General features: G+C 66.8%; 16 protein-coding genes and 1 pseudogene. 12 read left to right on the top strand and 5 right to left on the bottom strand.

Features of this window, described 5'->3' with window-relative positions; genetic code table 11:
• Positions 1–83 precede the first annotated feature (83 nt).
• Positions 84–695, top strand: a complete 612-nt coding sequence (locus tag ACFQDH_RS14490) for a nitroreductase family protein (protein WP_382403091.1) — start codon at positions 84–86, stop codon at positions 693–695.
• A gap of 3 nt (positions 696–698) precedes the next feature.
• Here ACFQDH_RS14490 and ACFQDH_RS14485 read toward each other — a convergent pair.
• A pseudogene (locus tag ACFQDH_RS14485) lies at positions 699–1,789 on the bottom strand (alpha-hydroxy acid oxidase).
• Between ACFQDH_RS14485 and ACFQDH_RS14480 the strand changes: the two are divergent.
• Entirely contained in the window at positions 1,788–2,594 is an 807-nt protein-coding gene (locus ACFQDH_RS14480; protein ID WP_382403090.1) for an LLM class F420-dependent oxidoreductase, read from the top strand. The pseudogene ACFQDH_RS14485 and the gene ACFQDH_RS14480 overlap by 2 nt on opposite strands.
• A gap of 15 nt (positions 2,595–2,609) precedes the next feature.
• On the opposite strand, the gene ACFQDH_RS14475 is transcribed toward ACFQDH_RS14480, so the two are convergent.
• Positions 2,610–3,125 (bottom strand): DUF1990 family protein, encoded by a 516-nt coding sequence (locus ACFQDH_RS14475; protein ID WP_382403089.1) that lies wholly within the window; start codon positions 3,123–3,125, stop codon positions 2,610–2,612.
• 102 nt (positions 3,126–3,227) lie between these two features.
• Here ACFQDH_RS14475 and ACFQDH_RS14470 point away from each other — a divergent pair, with 102 nt between their 5' ends.
• Complete coding sequence (locus ACFQDH_RS14470) at positions 3,228–5,702, top strand: DNA gyrase/topoisomerase IV subunit A (protein WP_382403088.1); 2,475 nt, start codon at positions 3,228–3,230, stop codon at positions 5,700–5,702.
• 155 nt (positions 5,703–5,857) lie between these two features.
• Positions 5,858–6,808 (top strand): sucrase ferredoxin, encoded by a 951-nt coding sequence (locus ACFQDH_RS14465; protein ID WP_382403087.1) that lies wholly within the window; start codon positions 5,858–5,860, stop codon positions 6,806–6,808.
• On the opposite strand, the gene ACFQDH_RS14460 is transcribed toward ACFQDH_RS14465, so the two are convergent.
• A complete protein-coding gene (locus ACFQDH_RS14460; protein WP_382403086.1) occupies positions 6,809–7,300 on the bottom strand; it encodes a GNAT family N-acetyltransferase in 492 nt (163 codons plus the stop codon).
• Entirely contained in the window at positions 7,297–7,860 is a 564-nt protein-coding gene (locus ACFQDH_RS14455) for a DinB family protein (protein ID WP_382403085.1), read from the bottom strand. The genes ACFQDH_RS14460 and ACFQDH_RS14455 overlap by 4 nt, the downstream gene beginning before the upstream one ends.
• 73 nt (positions 7,861–7,933) lie before the next feature.
• On the opposite strand from ACFQDH_RS14455, the gene ACFQDH_RS14450 reads away from it, so the two are divergent.
• Genes ACFQDH_RS14450 through ACFQDH_RS14435 form a run of 4 tightly spaced genes read left to right on the top strand, consistent with a single transcriptional unit; the run spans position 7,934 to position 9,787 of the window.
• Positions 7,934–8,512, top strand: coding sequence for an HhH-GPD-type base excision DNA repair protein (locus ACFQDH_RS14450; protein WP_382403084.1), 579 nt, complete (start codon positions 7,934–7,936; stop codon positions 8,510–8,512).
• The gene (locus tag ACFQDH_RS14445; protein WP_382403083.1) at positions 8,509–9,120 is read left to right on the top strand and encodes a DJ-1/PfpI family protein; all 612 of its coding nucleotides are present in this window, start codon (positions 8,509–8,511) and stop codon (positions 9,118–9,120) included. The genes ACFQDH_RS14450 and ACFQDH_RS14445 overlap by 4 nt, the downstream gene beginning before the upstream one ends.
• 51 nt (positions 9,121–9,171) lie before the next feature.
• Positions 9,172–9,414: a thiamine-binding protein gene (locus ACFQDH_RS14440; protein ID WP_382403082.1), complete on the top strand. Its 243-nt coding sequence runs from the start codon at positions 9,172–9,174 to the stop codon at positions 9,412–9,414.
• Positions 9,407–9,787 (top strand): helix-turn-helix domain-containing protein, encoded by a 381-nt coding sequence (locus tag ACFQDH_RS14435; protein WP_382403081.1) that lies wholly within the window; start codon positions 9,407–9,409, stop codon positions 9,785–9,787. The genes ACFQDH_RS14440 and ACFQDH_RS14435 overlap by 8 nt, the downstream gene beginning before the upstream one ends.
• Before the next feature lie 336 nt (positions 9,788–10,123).
• Here the strand turns inward: ACFQDH_RS14435 and ACFQDH_RS14430 are convergent, their stop codons facing one another.
• Positions 10,124–10,273 (bottom strand): hypothetical protein, encoded by a 150-nt coding sequence (locus ACFQDH_RS14430; protein WP_382403080.1) that lies wholly within the window; start codon positions 10,271–10,273, stop codon positions 10,124–10,126.
• On the opposite strand from ACFQDH_RS14430, the gene uraD reads away from it, so the two are divergent.
• The 4 genes from uraD (at position 10,217) to xdhB (ending at position 17,563) form a co-directional block, all read left to right on the top strand.
• A complete protein-coding gene (uraD, locus tag ACFQDH_RS14425) occupies positions 10,217–12,076 on the top strand; it encodes a 2-oxo-4-hydroxy-4-carboxy-5-ureidoimidazoline decarboxylase (protein WP_382404867.1) in 1,860 nt (619 codons plus the stop codon). The two genes, ACFQDH_RS14430 and uraD, sit on opposite strands and share 57 nt — an antisense overlap.
• Complete coding sequence (locus tag ACFQDH_RS14420; protein WP_382403079.1) at positions 12,073–13,437, top strand: 8-oxoguanine deaminase; 1,365 nt, start codon at positions 12,073–12,075, stop codon at positions 13,435–13,437. Before uraD ends, ACFQDH_RS14420 begins: the two co-directional genes overlap by 4 nt.
• Before the next feature lie 224 nt (positions 13,438–13,661).
• Positions 13,662–15,119 carry a xanthine dehydrogenase small subunit gene (locus tag ACFQDH_RS14415; protein WP_382403078.1) on the top strand — a complete coding sequence of 486 codons (1,458 nt, stop codon included), beginning with the start codon at positions 13,662–13,664 and terminating at the stop codon, positions 15,117–15,119.
• Positions 15,116–17,563 carry a xanthine dehydrogenase molybdopterin binding subunit gene (gene xdhB / locus ACFQDH_RS14410; RefSeq protein ID WP_382403077.1) on the top strand — a complete coding sequence of 816 codons (2,448 nt, stop codon included), beginning with the start codon at positions 15,116–15,118 and terminating at the stop codon, positions 17,561–17,563. The genes ACFQDH_RS14415 and xdhB overlap by 4 nt, the downstream gene beginning before the upstream one ends.

Below are 17,563 nucleotides of genomic sequence, written 5' to 3'. Positions count from 1 at the left end.
GCCACATGTGCGTAGTTGTCCGGCCGGAATCAACGACCGGCCAGCCGAAATCGTAACCCGCCGCACTGCATAGGCTTCGAACCATGGAGTTGCGTGACGCTGTGCTGCAGCGGCGGATGGTGCGCCGGTTCGATCCCGAGCAGGATGTCCCTCCCGAGACCGTCCTGCGGCTGCTCGAACTGGCCGTGCGGGCGCCGAGCGCCGGATTCAGCCAGGGCTGGGACTTCGTCGTGCTGCGCGGCGACGAACGTGAGGCGTTCTGGGCGGCGACGACCGATGACGGCATACCCGACTCGTGGCTGCGCGGCGTCAGTGCCGCACCTGTGCTGATCGTGTGCTGCTCGGACAAGAACTCCTACCTGCGCCGTTATGCACGCGATGACAAGCCGTGGAAGGACGAGTCCGAGGAGCACTGGCCGGTGCCTTACTGGGACGTCGACACCGGTATGGCGGCGATGCTGATGCTGCTGGGCGCCGTTGACGAGGACCTGGGTGGGCTCTTCTTCGGCGTGCCGGTCGAGCGTCTCGATGCGGTGCGGGAAGCGTTCGACATACCGGCCGATCGCGGGATCGTCGGCGTGGTGGCGATCGGTCACCCCGCCGAGTCGAAGCCGTCCGGTAGCACCCGGGCAGTGCGCCGGCGCGACTTCGGCGAGGTCACGCACTACGGCCGGTTCGGAAGCGCCACGCACTGAGCGTCAGTGAGCGGTGACCATGGAGGGGTCGAGAGCCGCCAGGTTCGCCGCGCCGGCCAGACCCATTGCGTGACCGAATTCGGCGGTGAGCTCCGCCAACATGGCGGCCACAGCGTCTCTGCCGCCGGCGGCCAGCGCCCACATGACGGGGCGACCCAGCATCACCGCGCGTGCTCCGAGTGCGAGTGCCGTCAGTGCGTCGAAGCCGTCGCGCACTCCCCGTCGACGATGACCGGCACCGAATCACCAACTGCGGCAACGATTTCGGGCAACGCCGCCGCAGTCGGGACAACGCGATCCAGCTGTCGTCCCCCGTGATTGCTCACCCAAACGCCGGCTGCGCCGGCATCGACACACGCTGTGGCGTCGTCCGCGCGCAGGACACCCTTGACGATGACCGGCAGGTGCGAGGCCTCGGCCACCCATGTGATGTCAGCGAGCGCGAGATCGGCCCGCTGGTCGATCAGTTGCCAGATGTCTGCGACGTCGGCCGGCAGGTGGTCTCGCATGTTCGTCAGCGCCTGCTCGTCGGTCAGCGGCAGCGGGCGGCTCAGCGCCGCACTACGGGCCCGATGCCCGACGTATGGCGTGTCCACCGTCAGCACCATCGCCGTCGCACCGGCCGCCGAGGCGCGCTGGATCAACGCCTCGGTGATGGTGCGCTCGCGCATCAGATAGACCTGGAACCACCACGGCCCACCGACTGCTGCAGCGATGTCCTCGATGCGCCGCGTCGCCCGGCTGGACACGACCATGGGTCCACCGACCGCAGCAGCGGCGGCGGCGGTCGCCACCTCACCCTCGGGGTGTAACAGGGCGTGAAAAGCGGTGGGGGCAATACCGATCGGCGTCCTCCAGCTCCCGAAGAGGTCGAGTCCCGTGGACACCTCGGAGACGTCACGCAACACGCGCGGTCGCAGCCGGTAGCGGTCCCAGGCATCGTGAGCCTCATGAAGAGTGCGCTCGTCCCCGGAGCCGCGATTGAGATAGCTCCAGGTGTCCGCCGACACGGCCTGCTCGGCTCGGTCGCGTAGTTCTTCCAGCTGCTCGTGCACGCACTCGCCTTCCTGGTGCTCACCTACTGTTGCTGACATGACTTCTCGCCCGGTGCGTATCGCCGTCCAGATCCAGCCCCAGCATGCGTCATACGACCAGATCCGAGACGCCCTCCGCCGAGCCGAGGACCTCGGCGTGGACGTGGCGTTCAACTGGGACCATTTCTACCCCCTCAACGGTGACCCGGACGGCCAGCACTTCGAGTGCTGGACGATGCTCGCGGCCTGGGCGGAGCAGACCTCCCGGATCCAGCTCGGCGCGCTGGTGACCTGCAACAGCTACCGCAACCCTGACCTGCTCGCCGACATGGCGCGCACCGTCGACCACATCTCGAACGGCCGCCTCATCCTCGGCATCGGCTCCGGCTGGTTCGAAAGAGACTACGAACAATACGGATTCGACTTCAAGACTGCCGGTCGACGGCTCGATGACCTCGCGGCCGCGCTCCCGCGGATCGAGTCCCGGCTGGCCGCCCTGCATCCGACGCCGGTCGGCCCGATGCCGATGCTGATCGGTGGTGGTGGCGAGAAGAAGACCCTGCGCCTGGTCGCACAGCACGCGAACATCTGGCACACGTTCGCCGGCGCGGAGGTCCTCGCGCACAAGCTCGACGTGCTTCGCGGTCACTGCGACGCGATCGGCCGGTCGGTCGAGGAGATCGAGGTCTCGGTCGGCGTCGGTGGCCGCGGTCGGGACGGCGGTGTCCCCGGTGCGCCCGAGGTCGAGGGCGAGCCGTTGCTCAAGCTGGGAGCCAGGCTCTTCACCATCCCTACCGCAGGCCCGGAGTTCGACTTCGCGACCCTGCAGGACTGGGTCGTATGGCGGGACCGCATCAACGCCTGACGGCAGGCCCGGGCCTCATCCGGAAGCCGAGTCCCGGGCGTGCCGTTCAGCAGCCTGCAGGTATGCCGCGGTAGCGCGGCTCTGGGCCAATCTCGCGAGCGGCCCGGCGAGTTGCGTGAACCAGCGCGCCGGCCGTGACCAGTGCTCGATCTCCAGCTGCACAGTGCCGTCGGCCCGACGTTCGACCACGAAACGTTCTTCGCCTGCTTCGGGATGGCCCTGCAGGGTGCCGTAGGTGAAGCCGAACCGGTCGCCGTCCTCAAGGACTTCGACGACTCTGGCAGGTGCGTGGAGCCGAAATCGGCCGATGCCAGGCGCCATACGCACCTCGACACCGACCTGCGCGCTCGGACCGGACGACCACACGTCCCGCCATACCGCGCGCTGGAGGCCGAAAGTCATCACGAACTCAGCGAGTTCCGGGAACGAACCGGCGATGTCGCGTTCGACCTTGGCTTGTCGGTAGCCGTGCCCGGACGAGAGATCCGTGCGCCGGTAGTTTGGACGCATCGTGCCGACCTCGTCCGTCATACCGCCATCCAATCAGGGTGTCGCTCCGCGTTGCGGTCGCCGTGTGAGAGAAGATGATCGGCGCAGACCCCGCGAGAGCAGCAGGACACCTGAAGGGCAGTAATGGCGCGCAAGAAGACGAGTGACACCGAGTACATCGACGATGCGCAGCAGAACATCATCGACATCGATGTCGATGATGAGATGCAGTCGGCATACCTCGAATACGCCTACTCGGTCATCTACTCCCGCGCCATCCCGGACGCGCGCGACGGCCTGAAGCCGGTGCAACGCCGCATCCTCTACGCGATGGACGAGATGCGGCTCTACCCCGACCGCAACCACGTCAAGTCCTCGCGTGTCGTCGGTGAGGTCATGGGTAAATACCATCCGCACGGTGACACCGCGATCTACGACGCGATCGTCCGGCAGGCGCAGGACTTCACTATGCGGCTGCCGCTCGTCGACGGCCACGGCAACTTCGGCTCGCTCGACAACGGCCCGGCTGCGTCGCGTTACACCGAGGTCCGGCTCGCCGGCGCGGCACTGGAGCTGACCCGATCGCTGGGCGAGGCCACCGTCGACTTCGTTCCGAACTACGACGAGAGCGAGCAGCAGCCGGATGTTCTGCCGGCCGCTTTCCCGAACCTGCTCGTCAACGGCGCCAGCGGCATCGCGGTCGGTATGGCGACCAACATGGCGCCGCACAACCTGGGCGAGGTCGTTGCCGCCGCGCGCCACTTGATCACACATCCGGACTGCTCTCTGGACGACCTGATGAAGTTCGTGCCGGGCCCAGACCTGCCGTGCGGCGGGCGCATCGTGGGCCTCGAGGGCATTCGGGACGCCTACCTGACCGGTCGTGGTTCATTCCGGACGCGAGCCACCGCGACCATCGAAAACCTCACGCCACGAAGGAAATCCATCGTGGTCACCGAGCTTCCTTACATGGTCGGCGCGGAGAAGGTCATCGAGCGGATGAAGGATCTGGTCCAGGCCAAGAAGCTGCAGGGCATCTCCGACGTCAACGACCTGTCCGACATGAAGGGCATGCGGCTGGTCATCGACGTCAAGAACGGCTTCAACCCCGAGGCCGTGCTGGAGGCGCTCTACAAGCACACTCCGATGGAGGAGTCCTTCGGCATCAACAACGTCGCGCTCGTCGAAGGGCGGCCACGCACGCTCGGGCTCAAGGAACTGCTGACCGTCTACGTCGATTTCCGCATCGACGTCGTGCGGCGACGCACTGCGTTCCGACTGAAGAAGGCGACCGATCGGCTGCACCTGGTCGACGGACTGCTCATCGCGATCCTGGACATCGACGAGGTCATCCAGGTCATCCGTACATCGGACAACGCCGCCGAGGCGCGTGGGCGACTCATGCAGGTCTTCGATCTGTCCGAGCCGCAGGCGGAGTACATCCTGGAGTTGCAGCTGCGCCGGCTGACAAAGTTCAGCCGGATCGAGCTGGAGAAGGAACAGGCCGAGCTGCGCGATTTGATCACCTCGCTGCAGGCGATCCTGGATGACGAAAAGCTGTTGCACAAAACGGTTTCCGACGAACTCTCAGCCGTTGTGAAAGCACACGGGACGCCACGTCGCACTGTGTTGCTGGAGGGCAACGGCACGAAGGCAGCTGCGACCGCAGCTCCGCTCGAAGTCTCCGACGACCCGTGCTGGGTGCTGCTGTCCTCGAGCGGCCTCCTTGCGCGCACCACTGATGCCACGCCACTGTCCAGCGACGGATCGCGCCGCAAGCACGACGTCGTCACGTCACGAGTGCTGACGACCGCCCGTGGCGACTTCGGTGTGGTGACTTCGGACGGGCGGATGGTGCGCCTCAACGCGATCGATCTGCCGACGCTGCCCCCGACCAATGACGCCCCAGTGCTGGCCGGCGGAGCGCCTCTTGCGGCATACATCGACCTCGCCAAGGGTGAGCAGCCGCTCGCGCTGGTGTCGCTGTCGGCCGAGTCGAGGGGCCTGGCGATCGGGACCTCTCAGGGCGTCGTCAAGCGCGTCAACCCGGACTATCCGAGCAAGGACTCGTTCGAGGTGATCTCCCTGAAGGACGGCGACCAGGTCGTCGGCGCGGTCGAGGTCGTCACCGGCGAGGAAGACCTGGTCTTCATCACCTCCGATGCTCACCTGCTGCGCTACAGCGCGAATCTTGTTCGACCGCAGGGGCGTTCGGGCGGCGGTATGGCGGGCGTCAAACTCGGATCAGCAGCTCGCGCCCTCTGGTTCGGCATCGTCGACTCATCGGCACCGGCGGTGGTCGTGACCGGCGCAGGTGCGTCCGGCGCATTGCCGGGCACCGGACCCGAGTCGGTCAAGGTCAGCTCGTATGACGAGTTCCCGACCAAGGGTCGCGCCACCGGCGGCGTGCGCTGCCACCGCTTCCTGCGCGGCGAGGACGAGTTGGTCATCGCCTGGGCCGGCACCGCGCCTGCCCGGGCCGCAAGCCCGACCGGTGCCGCCGTCGAACTGCCCGCTGCGGACGGCAAGCGGGACGGCAGCGGCGTGCCGCCGGCCGGTCAGCTTGCGGTCATCGGCGGCTCGTTCTCGACCCCACTCGCAACCGACCGAGAGGAGTAGCGCGGCACCGAGAGGAGTACGGAATCAGACCGATTCCGCACTCCTCTCGGTCCATCGGTGCTCCTCTCGGTCATTGATCACCGCACGCGGACGGACGGCTCCGTAACCTTGCAACCAACAAGGCATCCCGAGAGCCAGACAGGAACTTCAGCACTATGACCACACACGCCGACCCGCAACCGCCGTCCGCCTGCTCGGTGCAATGGGATGACGCGGCAATGCCGGCGTGGGGCACGGCGTCATACGCGCGCTTCTGGGTTTGCCTGGAGCAGAACGGTCCGTGGGGACACAGCGCGATAACCCAGTCGCACCTCGATCCGGAGATCGGACGAGCCCTGGAGCGTGCCTGCGCGGACCACGGTGGCCGGATGCTGCTGATCCGCCGGCCGGGACCGCACGCGGACGAGCCGCACGAAGGAGCACACCGAGTGCTGATCGCGGGCTGCCTGGACCGCGACCCTTGGTTGTTGACGGGTGAGGTCGACGATCCGGCCCAATTGCTGGGGTTGCCATGGGAATTGCTACTCGAGGATGACCCCGACGCAGCCACCGAGCACTTGCCGGAGTTGGAGGAGACCCGCGATCCGGCGATGCTGATCTGCACCAACGGCAAGCGCGACGTGTGTTGCGCGGTTCGGGGACGGCCGATCGCCCTCGGCCTGGCCCAGACGCACCCCGGGCTCGTTTGGGAGTGCTCGCACACCGGCGGGCATCGCTTCTCCCCCACCGGCATCGCGCTTCCCTCCGGGCAGACCTATGCGCGGCTGACACCCGAGCTGGCCGAGGTCGCCCTGGCGGCCGAACGCCGGCACGAAGTGCCAACGGAGTTGGCAACTCCCGTCCACGATCGTGGCCGCAGTTGCTTCCGCGCCCCTCTGCAGGTCGCCGAATCCTTTGTGCGACAACAGATTTCGGAGTCGGTACTGACTGCACTGTCTGCGACAGGCGCAGCGGCGTCCGACGGTTCCTGGGAGTGCGACGTCACCCACACCGATGGCCGCACCTGGTCCGTGCGGGTCACCGGTGAGGAAGGCCGCGAGCTGAAGGCGTCGTGCGCCAAGACCGCGGTCCCGAGCAATGTATGGCGCGCACTGCTCGTGGATTAGCTACAGCCTGAGGTACATCACGTGCAACCCGACCAGACCGTCCCGCGGATGCCGGAAAGCCTCCGGCACAGTGCCGATCACGTTGAAGCCCAACGATTTCCATAACACGACAGCCGCTGCGTTGGTCTCCACCACAGCGTTGAACTGGATCGAGTGGTAGCCCTCGTCACGGTGCCACTGCACGACATACTCGCCGAGCAATCGGCCGACGCCACGGCCACGTGCTGCCGGCGCGACCATGAAGCTTGCCGTCCCGACGTGCGATCCCGGACCTGGCCGATTGGGTCCCATTTTCGCCGAGCCGAGCACCGCGCCACTCTCGTCGACGGCGACGACGACCTGGCCCGGCGGCGGCTCCATCCAGATTGAGCGGCCGTCGTCTTCGGGAAGGTCCGGCAACAGCGAATACGTCTCACCCGCCTCCGCGACCTCCTGCACGATCGGCCAGATCGCCGACCAGTCAGCATCAGTTGCCCTGCGAATGCTGATCATTCGCCTGACAACCCGTCGATCGACTGCCGGATCAGGTCGGCGTGCCCGTTGTGCCGGGCGTACTCCTCGATCATGTGAGTCATGATCCACCGCAGCGTGAACGGGTCCCCGCTGCGGCCGTCCGGCTTCACCGACAAGGTGTCGAAGCCGTCGGCCGCAAGCGCCCGTTCGATGCCGGCATCGGCGATGCGCACCGACTCCTCGTAGAGCGCCGCGATCTCCGAGGGCGTGTCCTGGTCGGCCGAGTGCCAGTCCCAGTCCGCGTCGTCATCCCAGTCGACCGACGCCCACGGCTCGGGCTCGTCTGCTCCGTGGAGCACCTGGTGGAACCACCACACCTCGACGAGCGCGAGGTGCTTGACCATCCCGCCCAGTGTCATGTCGGATGGCGGCAGCGTCGCGCCAAGCTGCTCGGTGGTCAGGCCACCGGTCTTCCACCGGAACGTGTCGCGGTGGTAACGCAGGAAGCCCAGCAAGGTGTCGGCCTCATTCGCGTGCGGTGGTGGATCCACGCGAGCTGCCGGATCTCGTTCGGGTGTGGTCGCGGCTTCGGAAGTCATGGACGCCACGCTAGGAGCAATGAGTGACACCGCGCCATCGAGTTCTTCCCCCGGATCGTTCTAGGCTGCTGTCATGGTGAGCATCCGGATTGCACAGGACGAAACGGCCGATCAGCTTCTCTCCACTGACCCCTTCGCCCTCCTGATCGGCATGTTGCTGGATCAGCAGTACGGCATGGAGCACGCCTTCCGCGGCCCCGCGAAGATCGTCGACAAGCTCGGCACGCTCGACCCCGGCACCATCACAGCGCAGGACCCGGAGAAGTTCGCCGACCTGTGCTCGACGCCACCCGCCATACACAGGTATGCACGCTCGATGGCCGGACGCGTCCAACAGTTGGCGCAGGTCGTGCTGGATGAGTATGACGGCGACGCGTCCCGCATCTGGACGACTGCCGACAGCAGCGCAGAGCTCCTCAAACGACTCAAGGCACTGCCCGGCTACGGCGACCAGAAGGCGCGCATCTTCGCGGCGCTGCTCGGCAAACAACTCGATGTCACGCCCGACGGCTGGCGTGAGGTGATCGGCCCGTATGCCGAGCCCGGCTCGTTCCGCTCGGTCGCTGACGTCGTCGACGACGTGTCGTTGCAGAAGGTCCGCGAATTCAAGAAGAGCGCGAAGGCCGCAGCGAAGGCTAAGGCGACGAAGTGACCGATCGCCACGTCGCCGTCATCCTGTTCGACGGATTCGAGCTTCTCGACGTCTTCGGACCAGTCGAATTGCTCTACGTGACACCGGGATTCACCATCGGCTACTACGGGCCGCAGCGTGGCCCGATCGCCAGCTCGCAAGGCGGCCAGGTCGTCGCCGAGCACTCGTATGACGAGCTGATGGACCCCGACATCATCCTGGTGCCCGGCGGCGTGGGCACGCGACGACTCGTCGAGGACGACGCGTTCCTGAAGCAACTGAAAGCGATCGGCACGTCCGCCGACCTCGTCACGTCGGTCTGCACCGGCTCGGCGTTGCTCGCGGCTGCCGGCCTGTTGGAGGGCTACCGGGCGACCAGCAACAAGCTGGCTTTCGGTTGGGCGTCGTCGTTCGGCACGACCGTGGAATGGGTGACCACAGCACGCTGGGTGCACGACCGCGACCGATGGACGTCGTCGGGCGTCGCTGCCGGGATGGACATGGCGGCAGCCCTCATCGCTGACTTGTGCGGCACCGAGGTTGCGCGAGATGCGACGGTCGTCACCGAGCTCGAGGTCCACACCGACAGCGCCTGGGATCCGTTCGCAGCGGTCCACGGCCTGGCGTGAGGCGCTTCGCGCATCATGACGTCGAGGGATCCGGTCGCTATCGTGGCCGACATGTTGGTGCGGGCAGAGGTGACGACTGAACCCTTCGAGGGCGAAGGCGAGCTACCCGGTCATGTCCGGGCAGCCGCGGACGCCATGGTGGCCAGCGGCCTCGAGCCCGATCTCGGTCCACTGGGCACCGCCGTCCACGGTGACGCCGAGGTCGTCACGGCCGCCATACGCGATGCCGCCCGCGCGGCCCTGAGCGCCGGCGCGACGCGAGTGAGCGTGCAGGTTGAGCGGATCGATGACTGACCAGGCCTCCCCGGCGGAGGAACTCACCGCCGCGCTCCGACCCCTGCTGCGCCGCGTCGGCGCAGTCGTCGTCGATGGCACTCCGCAGGCCGATGACGTACCAATAACGCTGCACGGCAACACAATTCACGTCCGCGTGCTCGATGAACGCGATCTGTCCGATGGCCTGGCACGGCTGATCCAGACGGTCGAGCACGAACTCGGCGGCAACCTGTCGGAGCTACCCCGCGCGAAGAAGCAGCATGCCGTCCGCCTGCTGGAGGAGCGCGGCGCGTTCGAGATGCGACATTCGGCGGAGACCGTCGCCGAAGCGATGGGCATGTCGCGCTTCACGATCTACAACTACCTCAACCGCGTCCGGGTCGGCGGCTGAAAGGAACAAGCCGCGCGAGGAGTGCGGCCAAGAAAACTTCAACAACTCGTTGACTTGGATGTGACCTACGGCATACGCTCATCCACGCGATTAAATTTCATATGTCGAAATTTGTATTCCGTATAAGCGAACCAACGATGCCAGCGGCGACTACTCGCCCCACGCATCGAGGCACCGGTCCTTGCTTGACACCGGGCGCCTCGCGTGACCAGCGGAAACTCTGTGGCCAGGCCCCGCACCGTGCGAAAGTGCCTCTGCCACAACATCATTGATGTCCACCTGACCTCCGGAAGGACCGCTCGCAATGTCTGCTGCCACTGCTGAAAAAGCGCGCCCTCAAGCAAAACACCCCGTCGACGAAGTGCTCCCCCACAGCAACTCGCCGTCTACGGGCTCCAGCACGTCCTGGCGTTCTACGCCGGCGCCGTCATCGTCCCGATCCTGCTCGCCGGCGCGATCGGCCTGACCCAAGATCAGCTGATCCACCTGATCAACGCCGACCTGTTCACCTGCGGCATCGCCTCGCTGCTGCAGACCATCGGCTTCTGGAAGGTCGGTGTCCGGCTGCCGCTGCTGCAGGGCGTGACCTTCACCGCGGTGTCGCCGATGATCATCATCGGCGTCAACGCCGGTGGCGGTGTCAACGGCCTGCTCACCATCTACGGCGCGGTGCTCGTCTCCGGTGTGGTGACGTTCCTGCTCGCGCCATACTTCGGCAAGATCGTGCGATTCTTCCCGCCGGTCGTCACCGGCACGGTCATCACCGTCATCGGCTTCTCGTTGCTGCCGGTCGCCGCCGGCGACGCGCTGCTGCGCTGGGACCCCAAGACGCACTCCTACAGCGCCTCTGTCCTGAGCACCGACGCCCACGGCAACTGGCACCTGGCTGCGGGCGGCTGGCGGACGCTTTGCCTCGCGCTGGGGACCATCCTCATCATCGTCATCATCCAGCGCCTGTTCCGTGGCTTCATCCAGACCATCGCTGTGCTGCTCGGCCTGGTCATCGGCACCCTCGTCGCGTGGATGATCGGCGACGCGCACTTCGACTCGGTCAGCAGCTCCGGCTGGGTCGGTGTCACGACACCCTTCCACTTCGGTATGCCGAAATTCGCTCTCGCAGCGATCATTTCGATGGTGTTGGTCATGCTCGTGACCATGGTCGAGACCTGCGGTGACGTCTTCGCAACCGGCGAGATCGTCGGCAAGCGGGTGGACGGCGAGGACGTCTCCCGGGCGCTGCGCGCCGACGGCCTGGCCACCTTCATCGGCGGCGTCTTCAACTCCTTCCCCTACACCTGTTTCGCCGAGAACGTGGGCTTGGTCCGGCTCACCAAGATCAAGAGCCGGTATGTCGTGGCCACCGCCGCGGTCTTCATGATCATCCTCGGCCTGTTGCCCAAGGCCGGCGCGCTCGTCGCCGGCATACCGTCCAGCGTGCTCGGTGGGGCCGGACTCGCAATGTTCTCAACGGTCGCCGTGGTCGGCATCCAGACCCTCGGAAAGGTCGACTTCAACGACCATCGCAACGGCATCATCGTAGCGACCTCTCTCGGGCTCGCGATGCTGGTGACCGCGGAGCCGGGCGTGGCGACCCTATTGCCGAAGGACTACCAGGTTTTCCTCGGCTCGGGCATCACCATCGGCTCGATCGCGGCCTTCGCGCTCTACATGGTCTTCTTCCACGTGGGCACCAGCCGGGGTGCCGGAGTCGCCACGACCTCGTCCGGCGCCGTGATCGGCCTGACACAGGTCAACGCGATGCCCAAGGACGACTTCGTGCGCACCTTCGGACCGCTCTTCCAGGGCAACTCGTGGATCATCGAGGACGCCTACGTACAGCGCCCGTTCAAGGACACACCCGACCTGCGAGCCTCCTTCCAAGAGGCGTTGTTCTCCGCATCGGACGAGAAACAGCGCTCGCTCATCGCCGGCTATCCCGACCTCGGCAGTGTCGAGGTCGCGGACGGCGAAATCGGCGAGGCCTCCACCCGGGACCGGGCCGCCATCATGCTCAGTCAACTGCGCGACGACGAGCGCGAAGAGCTGTCGACGCTAACCGCGGCATACCGTGAGAAGTTCGGTTTCCCTCTGGTGACCTGTGTCCGCGATACGAGTTCCGTCGAGCAACTGGTCGAGCAGGGCCGCATCCGGCTGAACAACTCCCGGCAACAGGAACTGGTGACCGCGCTGCTCGAGAGTGCCAAGATCGCCGGGCACCGCTTCGACGATCTGGTCGCGGACGCCGAGCCGCTCAACGACGCACGCAGCAGGGTGGGGACGACGTCGTGAGTGTCACCGTTCTTGACGGCTGCACCGTCGTCACGGTTGACGCCGAGCGGCACGAGTATGCCGTCGGCCACGTGGTGATCGACGGCACGCGGATCCGGTCGGTTGGCCCGGGACGCTTCGTGCCGACCGGCGAGGACGCCGACGTCATCGACGGCTCCGGTTGCGTGCTCACACCGGGCCTGGTCAACACCCACCACCACCTCTATCAGTGGGCGACCCGCGGGTATGCCGTGGACGCAACGCTTTTCGAGTGGCTGACGGCGCTCTACCCGGTATGGGGCAACATCAACGAGCAGGTCGTCGGCCAGGCATCGGCGGCAGGCATCGGACACCTCGCACTGTCGGGCTGCACCACTGTGATGGACCACCACTACGTCTTCCCGCGTGATGGTGGCGACGTTCTCGGTGCCGAGATCGCGGCTGCCGGTGACGTCGGCGTGCGGTTCTTCGCCACCCGCGGCTCGATGGATCTCGGACGCAGCGACGGCGGTCTACCGCCGGACCACGTGGTGGAGTCGATCGACGAGATCCTGCGTGCCACCTCCGCTGCGGTAGAGACGCACCACGATGCGTCCCCCGACGCCATGGTCCGGGTCGGCGTCGCGCCGTGCTCACCCTTCTCGGTGACGACCGACCTGCTGCGCGAGGCCGCAACGCTGGCGCGTGACCGCGGGGTTCGGCTGCACACGCACCTGGCCGAGACGCTCGACGAGGAGGACTTTTGTCGCGAGCGCTTCGGGCAGACCCCGATCGACTACATGGAGTCGCTCGGCTGGCTCGGTGGCGACGTGTGGTTCGCACACGGAATCCACTTCGACGACAAGGCGATTCAGACGCTTGCACGCACCGGCACCGGTGTCGCGCACTGCCCGTCGTCCAATGCACGTCTCGGCGCGGGTGTATGCCGCACCCGGGATCTGCTGGATGCCGGAGTGCCCGTCGGGCTCGGAGTGGACGGTGCCGCTTCCAACGAAGCGACCTCGCTGCTGGAGGAAGCCCGGCACGCGCTGCTCTTCGCCCGATCCCTCGGCGGTCCGACGGCACTCGGCGTCCGGCAGGCACTCGAGGCCGCCACGATGGGCGGCGCCCGATTGCTCGGCTGGGACGACCAGATCGGCTCGATCGAGCCGGGCAAGCAGGCCGACCTGTGCCTGTGGCGGATGGACACGCTGGCCCACGCCGGCATCGCCGACCCGGTCGCCGGACTCGTCCTCGGCACGCCGCCACCGCTCGACCTCGCGCTGATCGCAGGTCGGCCGGTCGTCCGCGACGGTCATCTCACCCGTGTCGACGAGGCCGAATTGGCGGCCGGCGCTGTCGCGGCGTCCGAGCAGGTTCGAGCACCGGTGTTGACCGGCTGAGCGATCCCTGGGTGCGGCCCAACGACAGGCCCGACACCCGCACCGAATCCACCCGAAATCCTTGTTCAACAAATTGTTGAGCCGTACAGTTGAAGTAGCCCAAGGGTCCGGTCGTTCTGCATGGATAACCGGTCGGACTCTCCGACCGTCGTGCGGCATACGCCACACGAACCATGCGACCACCTGACCGGGATCTTCCGCTCCCGGCTCGAAAGGAGTCGCTGATGACCGAAGCCGCCACAGCGCTGGACGTGACCGTCAACGGGCAAGCACGTGAGTTCACCGATGCCGCCCACACCAATCTGCTGGACTGGCTGCGCTCCGAGGGGCTGACCGGCGCCAAGGAAGGCTGCGCCGAGGGCGAGTGCGGCGCGTGTTCGGTGCTCGTCGCACGGCCCGACAGTGACGGGGACACCACTCGCTGGACCGCGCTCAACGCGTGTCTGGTGCCCGCCGCCGCTTTTGCCGGCCAGGAGATCATCACCGCGGAAGGCCTGGGCAGCCCCGAGGCGCTGCACCCGGTGCAGCAGGAGATGGCTGTCCGCGGCGGCTCCCAGTGCGGCTACTGCACACCAGGATTCGTCTGCAGTATGGCGGCCGAGTACTACCGGCCGGGGCGGACGGCGTGCGGTCCCGAGGCTGTCGATGAACCGGAGCATGGAGCCAACGGCTTCGACCTGCATTCGCTCTCAGGCAACCTGTGCCGGTGCACCGGATACCGCCCGATCCGCGATGCGGCATACGCCCTCGGTGACGTCCCCGACGACGACCCGCTCGGCGCCCGCTGCAACGGCCCGGCCCCGGCCGCGTCGCCCACGTCATACGAGGCGGACGGACGTCGCTTCGTGCGGCCGGCGACGCTGACCGAGGCGCTGACCGTGCTGCGCGACAACCCCGACGCCGTGCCCGTGGCCGGTTGCACCGACTGGGGCGTCGACGTCAACATCAAGTCGGCACGCGCGGACCTGGTCATCGGGCTCGATCGGCTGCCGGAGTTGCGCGGTATCGAGGAGACCGAGACGTATGTCGAGCTCGGCGCTGCGCTCACCCTCAGCGAGATCGAGCAACGGTTGGACGGTCGCATTCCGTTGCTGGACCAGCTCTTTCCGCAGTTCGCGTCCCGGTTGATCCGCAACGGCGCCACGATCGGCGGCAACCTCGGCACCGGCTCCCCCATCGGTGACACACCACCGGCGCTGCTCGCCCTCGACGCCGAGTTGGTGCTCGTCGGACTCGACGGCACGCGGGTCGTGCCGCTCGCCGACTACTTCACCGGCTACCGGCAGACCGTCCGTGCTCCGGGGGAGCTGATCCAGTCAGTGCGGATCCCGCTGCCGCTCGCCGGGATCACCGCGTTCCACAAGATCGCCAAACGGCGTTTCGACGACATCTCCAGCGTCGCGATCGGTTACGCGTTCGATGTCGCCGATGGTGTCGTCCGCAAGGCCCGCATCGGTCTCGGCGGCGTCGCGGCAACGCCATTGCGTGCCACCGCGGTCGAAGCCGCACTCGAGGGCAAACCGTGGACCGCTGACACCGTTCGCGCTGCCGCTGCGCTGCTGCAGGAAGAAGGCACCCCGATGGACGACCACCGTGCCAGTAGCAAATACCGCCGGGCGATGCTCGGCACCTCGCTGCGAAAGATCTACGCCGAGTCGACCGCGAAGGAAGGTGTCGCATGAGCTATTTGTCCGAACGCCCCACGAAACCCGTTGTCGGAGAGACGATTCCGCACGAGTCCTCCGCTCTGCACGTCACCGGCAAGGCGCTCTACACCGACGATCTGGTCGGCCGTACCAAGGACGTTCTGCATGCCTATCCCGTGCGCGTCGACCAGGCGCACGCGAAGGTCACCCGTCTCGACACATCCCAGGCTCTCACCGTGCCGGGGGTTGTTCGAGTCCTCACCGGCGACGACGTGCCGGGGGTCAACGACGCCGGTGTGCACCACGACGAGCCGCTCTTCCCGACCGAGGTCATGTACTTCGGTCACGCGGTTGCGTGGGTGCTCGGCGAGACCCTCGAAGCGGCCCGGCTCGGCTCGGCAGCCGTGAAGGTGGACTTCGAGCCACTCCCCTCGCTCGTGCGAGTCACCGAGGCCATCGAAGCCGGCAGCTATCAGGGCGCGCAACCGACCGTGGCCCGCGGCAACGTCGACGAGGGACTCGACCGGTCCGAGCACGTCTTCACCGGCACGTTCGAGTTCGCCGGTCAGGAGCACTTCTATCTGGAGACCCAGGCGGCACTCGCGCAGGTCGACGAGAACGGCCAGATCTTCATCCAGTCCAGCACCCAACACCCGACGGAGACCCAGGACATCGTCTCGCACGTGCTCGGTCTGCCGGCGCACTGCGTGACGGTGCAGTGCCTGCGGATGGGTGGCGGATTCGGCGGCAAGGAGATGCAACCGCACGGGTATGCCGCCATCGCGGCCCTCGGTGCCACGCTCACCGGGCGCCCGGTCCGGCTGCGCCTCAACCGCACCCAGGACCTCACGATGTGCGGCAAGCGACACGGCTTCCACGCGGAATGGCGGGTCGGCTTCTCCTCCGACGGCTACCTCGAGGCTCTCGACGCGACGCTGACCGCCGACGGCGGCTGGAGCATCGACCTGTCCGAGCCGGTCCTGGCGCGCGCGCTCTGTCACATCGACAACGCCTACTGGATCCCCGACGTCCGCGTGCACGGCCGCATCGCGAAGACCAACAAGACGTCGCAGACCGCGTTCCGCGGATTCGGCGGGCCGCAGGGCATGCTCGTGCTCGAAGACATCCTCGGCCGCTGTGCACCACTGCTCGGCATCGATCCGGCCGAGCTGCGCCGCCGCAACTTCTACACCGAAGGTCAGGAGACGCCATACGGCATGCCGGTGCGTCACCCGGACCGGCTGGAAACAGCCTGGTCCCAGGTACTTTCATCGGGCGACATCTCCCGGCGACAGGCTGACATCTCCGCTTTCAACGCTGCGCACGAGGACACCAAGCGTGCCATTGCGATCACGCCGGTGAAGTTCGGCATCTCCTTCAACCTGACCGCGTTCAACCAGGGCGGCGCGCTCGTGCTGGTCTACAAGGACGGTTCGGTGTTGATCAACCACGGCGGTACCGAGATGGGCCAGGGTCTACACACCAAGATGATGCAGGTCGCCGCGACCACGCTCGGGGTGCCGCTGTCGACCGTCCGTCTAGCGCCCACACGGACCGACAAAGTGCCCAATGCCTCTGCCACTGCTGCCAGTTCGGGCACCGACCTCAACGGCGGCGCCGTGAAGAACGCCTGCGACCAGATCCGTGAGCGACTGACCGTCGTCGCCGCCGGCCGACTCGGTGTGCCGGCACACGACGTGCGCTTCGAGCAGGGCAACGTCATCGGACTCGGCACCGACGAGCAGATGACGTGGGAAGAGCTCATCAACATCGCCTATTTCCAACGGATCCAGCTGTCCGCCTCCGGCTTCTACCGGACTGAGGGGCTGCACTGGGACGCCACCACGATGAAGGGCACGCCCTTCAAGTACTTCGCGTATGGCGTCGCGGCGACAGAGGTCGAAGTGGACGGCTTCACCGGTGCCTACCGGACCCGTCGCGTCGACATCGTCCACGACGTCGGCGACTCGCTGTCCCCACTGATCGACCTCGGACAGATCGAGGGCGGCTTCGTGCAGGGCGCCGGCTGGCTCACGTTGGAGGACCTGCGCTGGGACGACCGGGACGGCCCCACCCGCGGCCGGCTCTCGACGCAGGCAGCGAGCACCTACAAGCTGCCGAGCTTCTCCGAGATGCCCGAGGTCTTCAACGTCGAGCTGCTCGACAAGGCCCACGAGGAAGGTGCTGTCTACGGTTCCAAGGCGGTCGGCGAACCGCCGCTGATGCTGGCCTTCTCCGTGCGCGAAGCACTCCGCCAGGCAGCCGCTGCGTTCGGGCCGGAAGGGACCAGCATCGACCTGGCCTCACCTGCCACCCCGGAAGCGGTCTACTGGGCGATCGAGCAGGCGCGCGACGCCCGGGCCGACGGTCACCTGACACAGGGGTTCCCGGGCGAAGTGCCCGCACAGCCCGGACCCGACGCGCGGCCGATGCTGGCCAACGCGGAGCGCGGCCAGTACGGCGTGCCGTCAGGAGTATGA

Origin of the sequence: Flexivirga alba, assembly GCF_042661025.1 — a bacterium.
Classification (GTDB): Bacteria; Actinomycetota; Actinomycetes; order Actinomycetales; family Dermatophilaceae; genus Flexivirga; species Flexivirga alba.
Note: the sequence above shows the minus strand (reverse complement) of the source record. Positions and strands in the feature narration are given on the sequence as shown.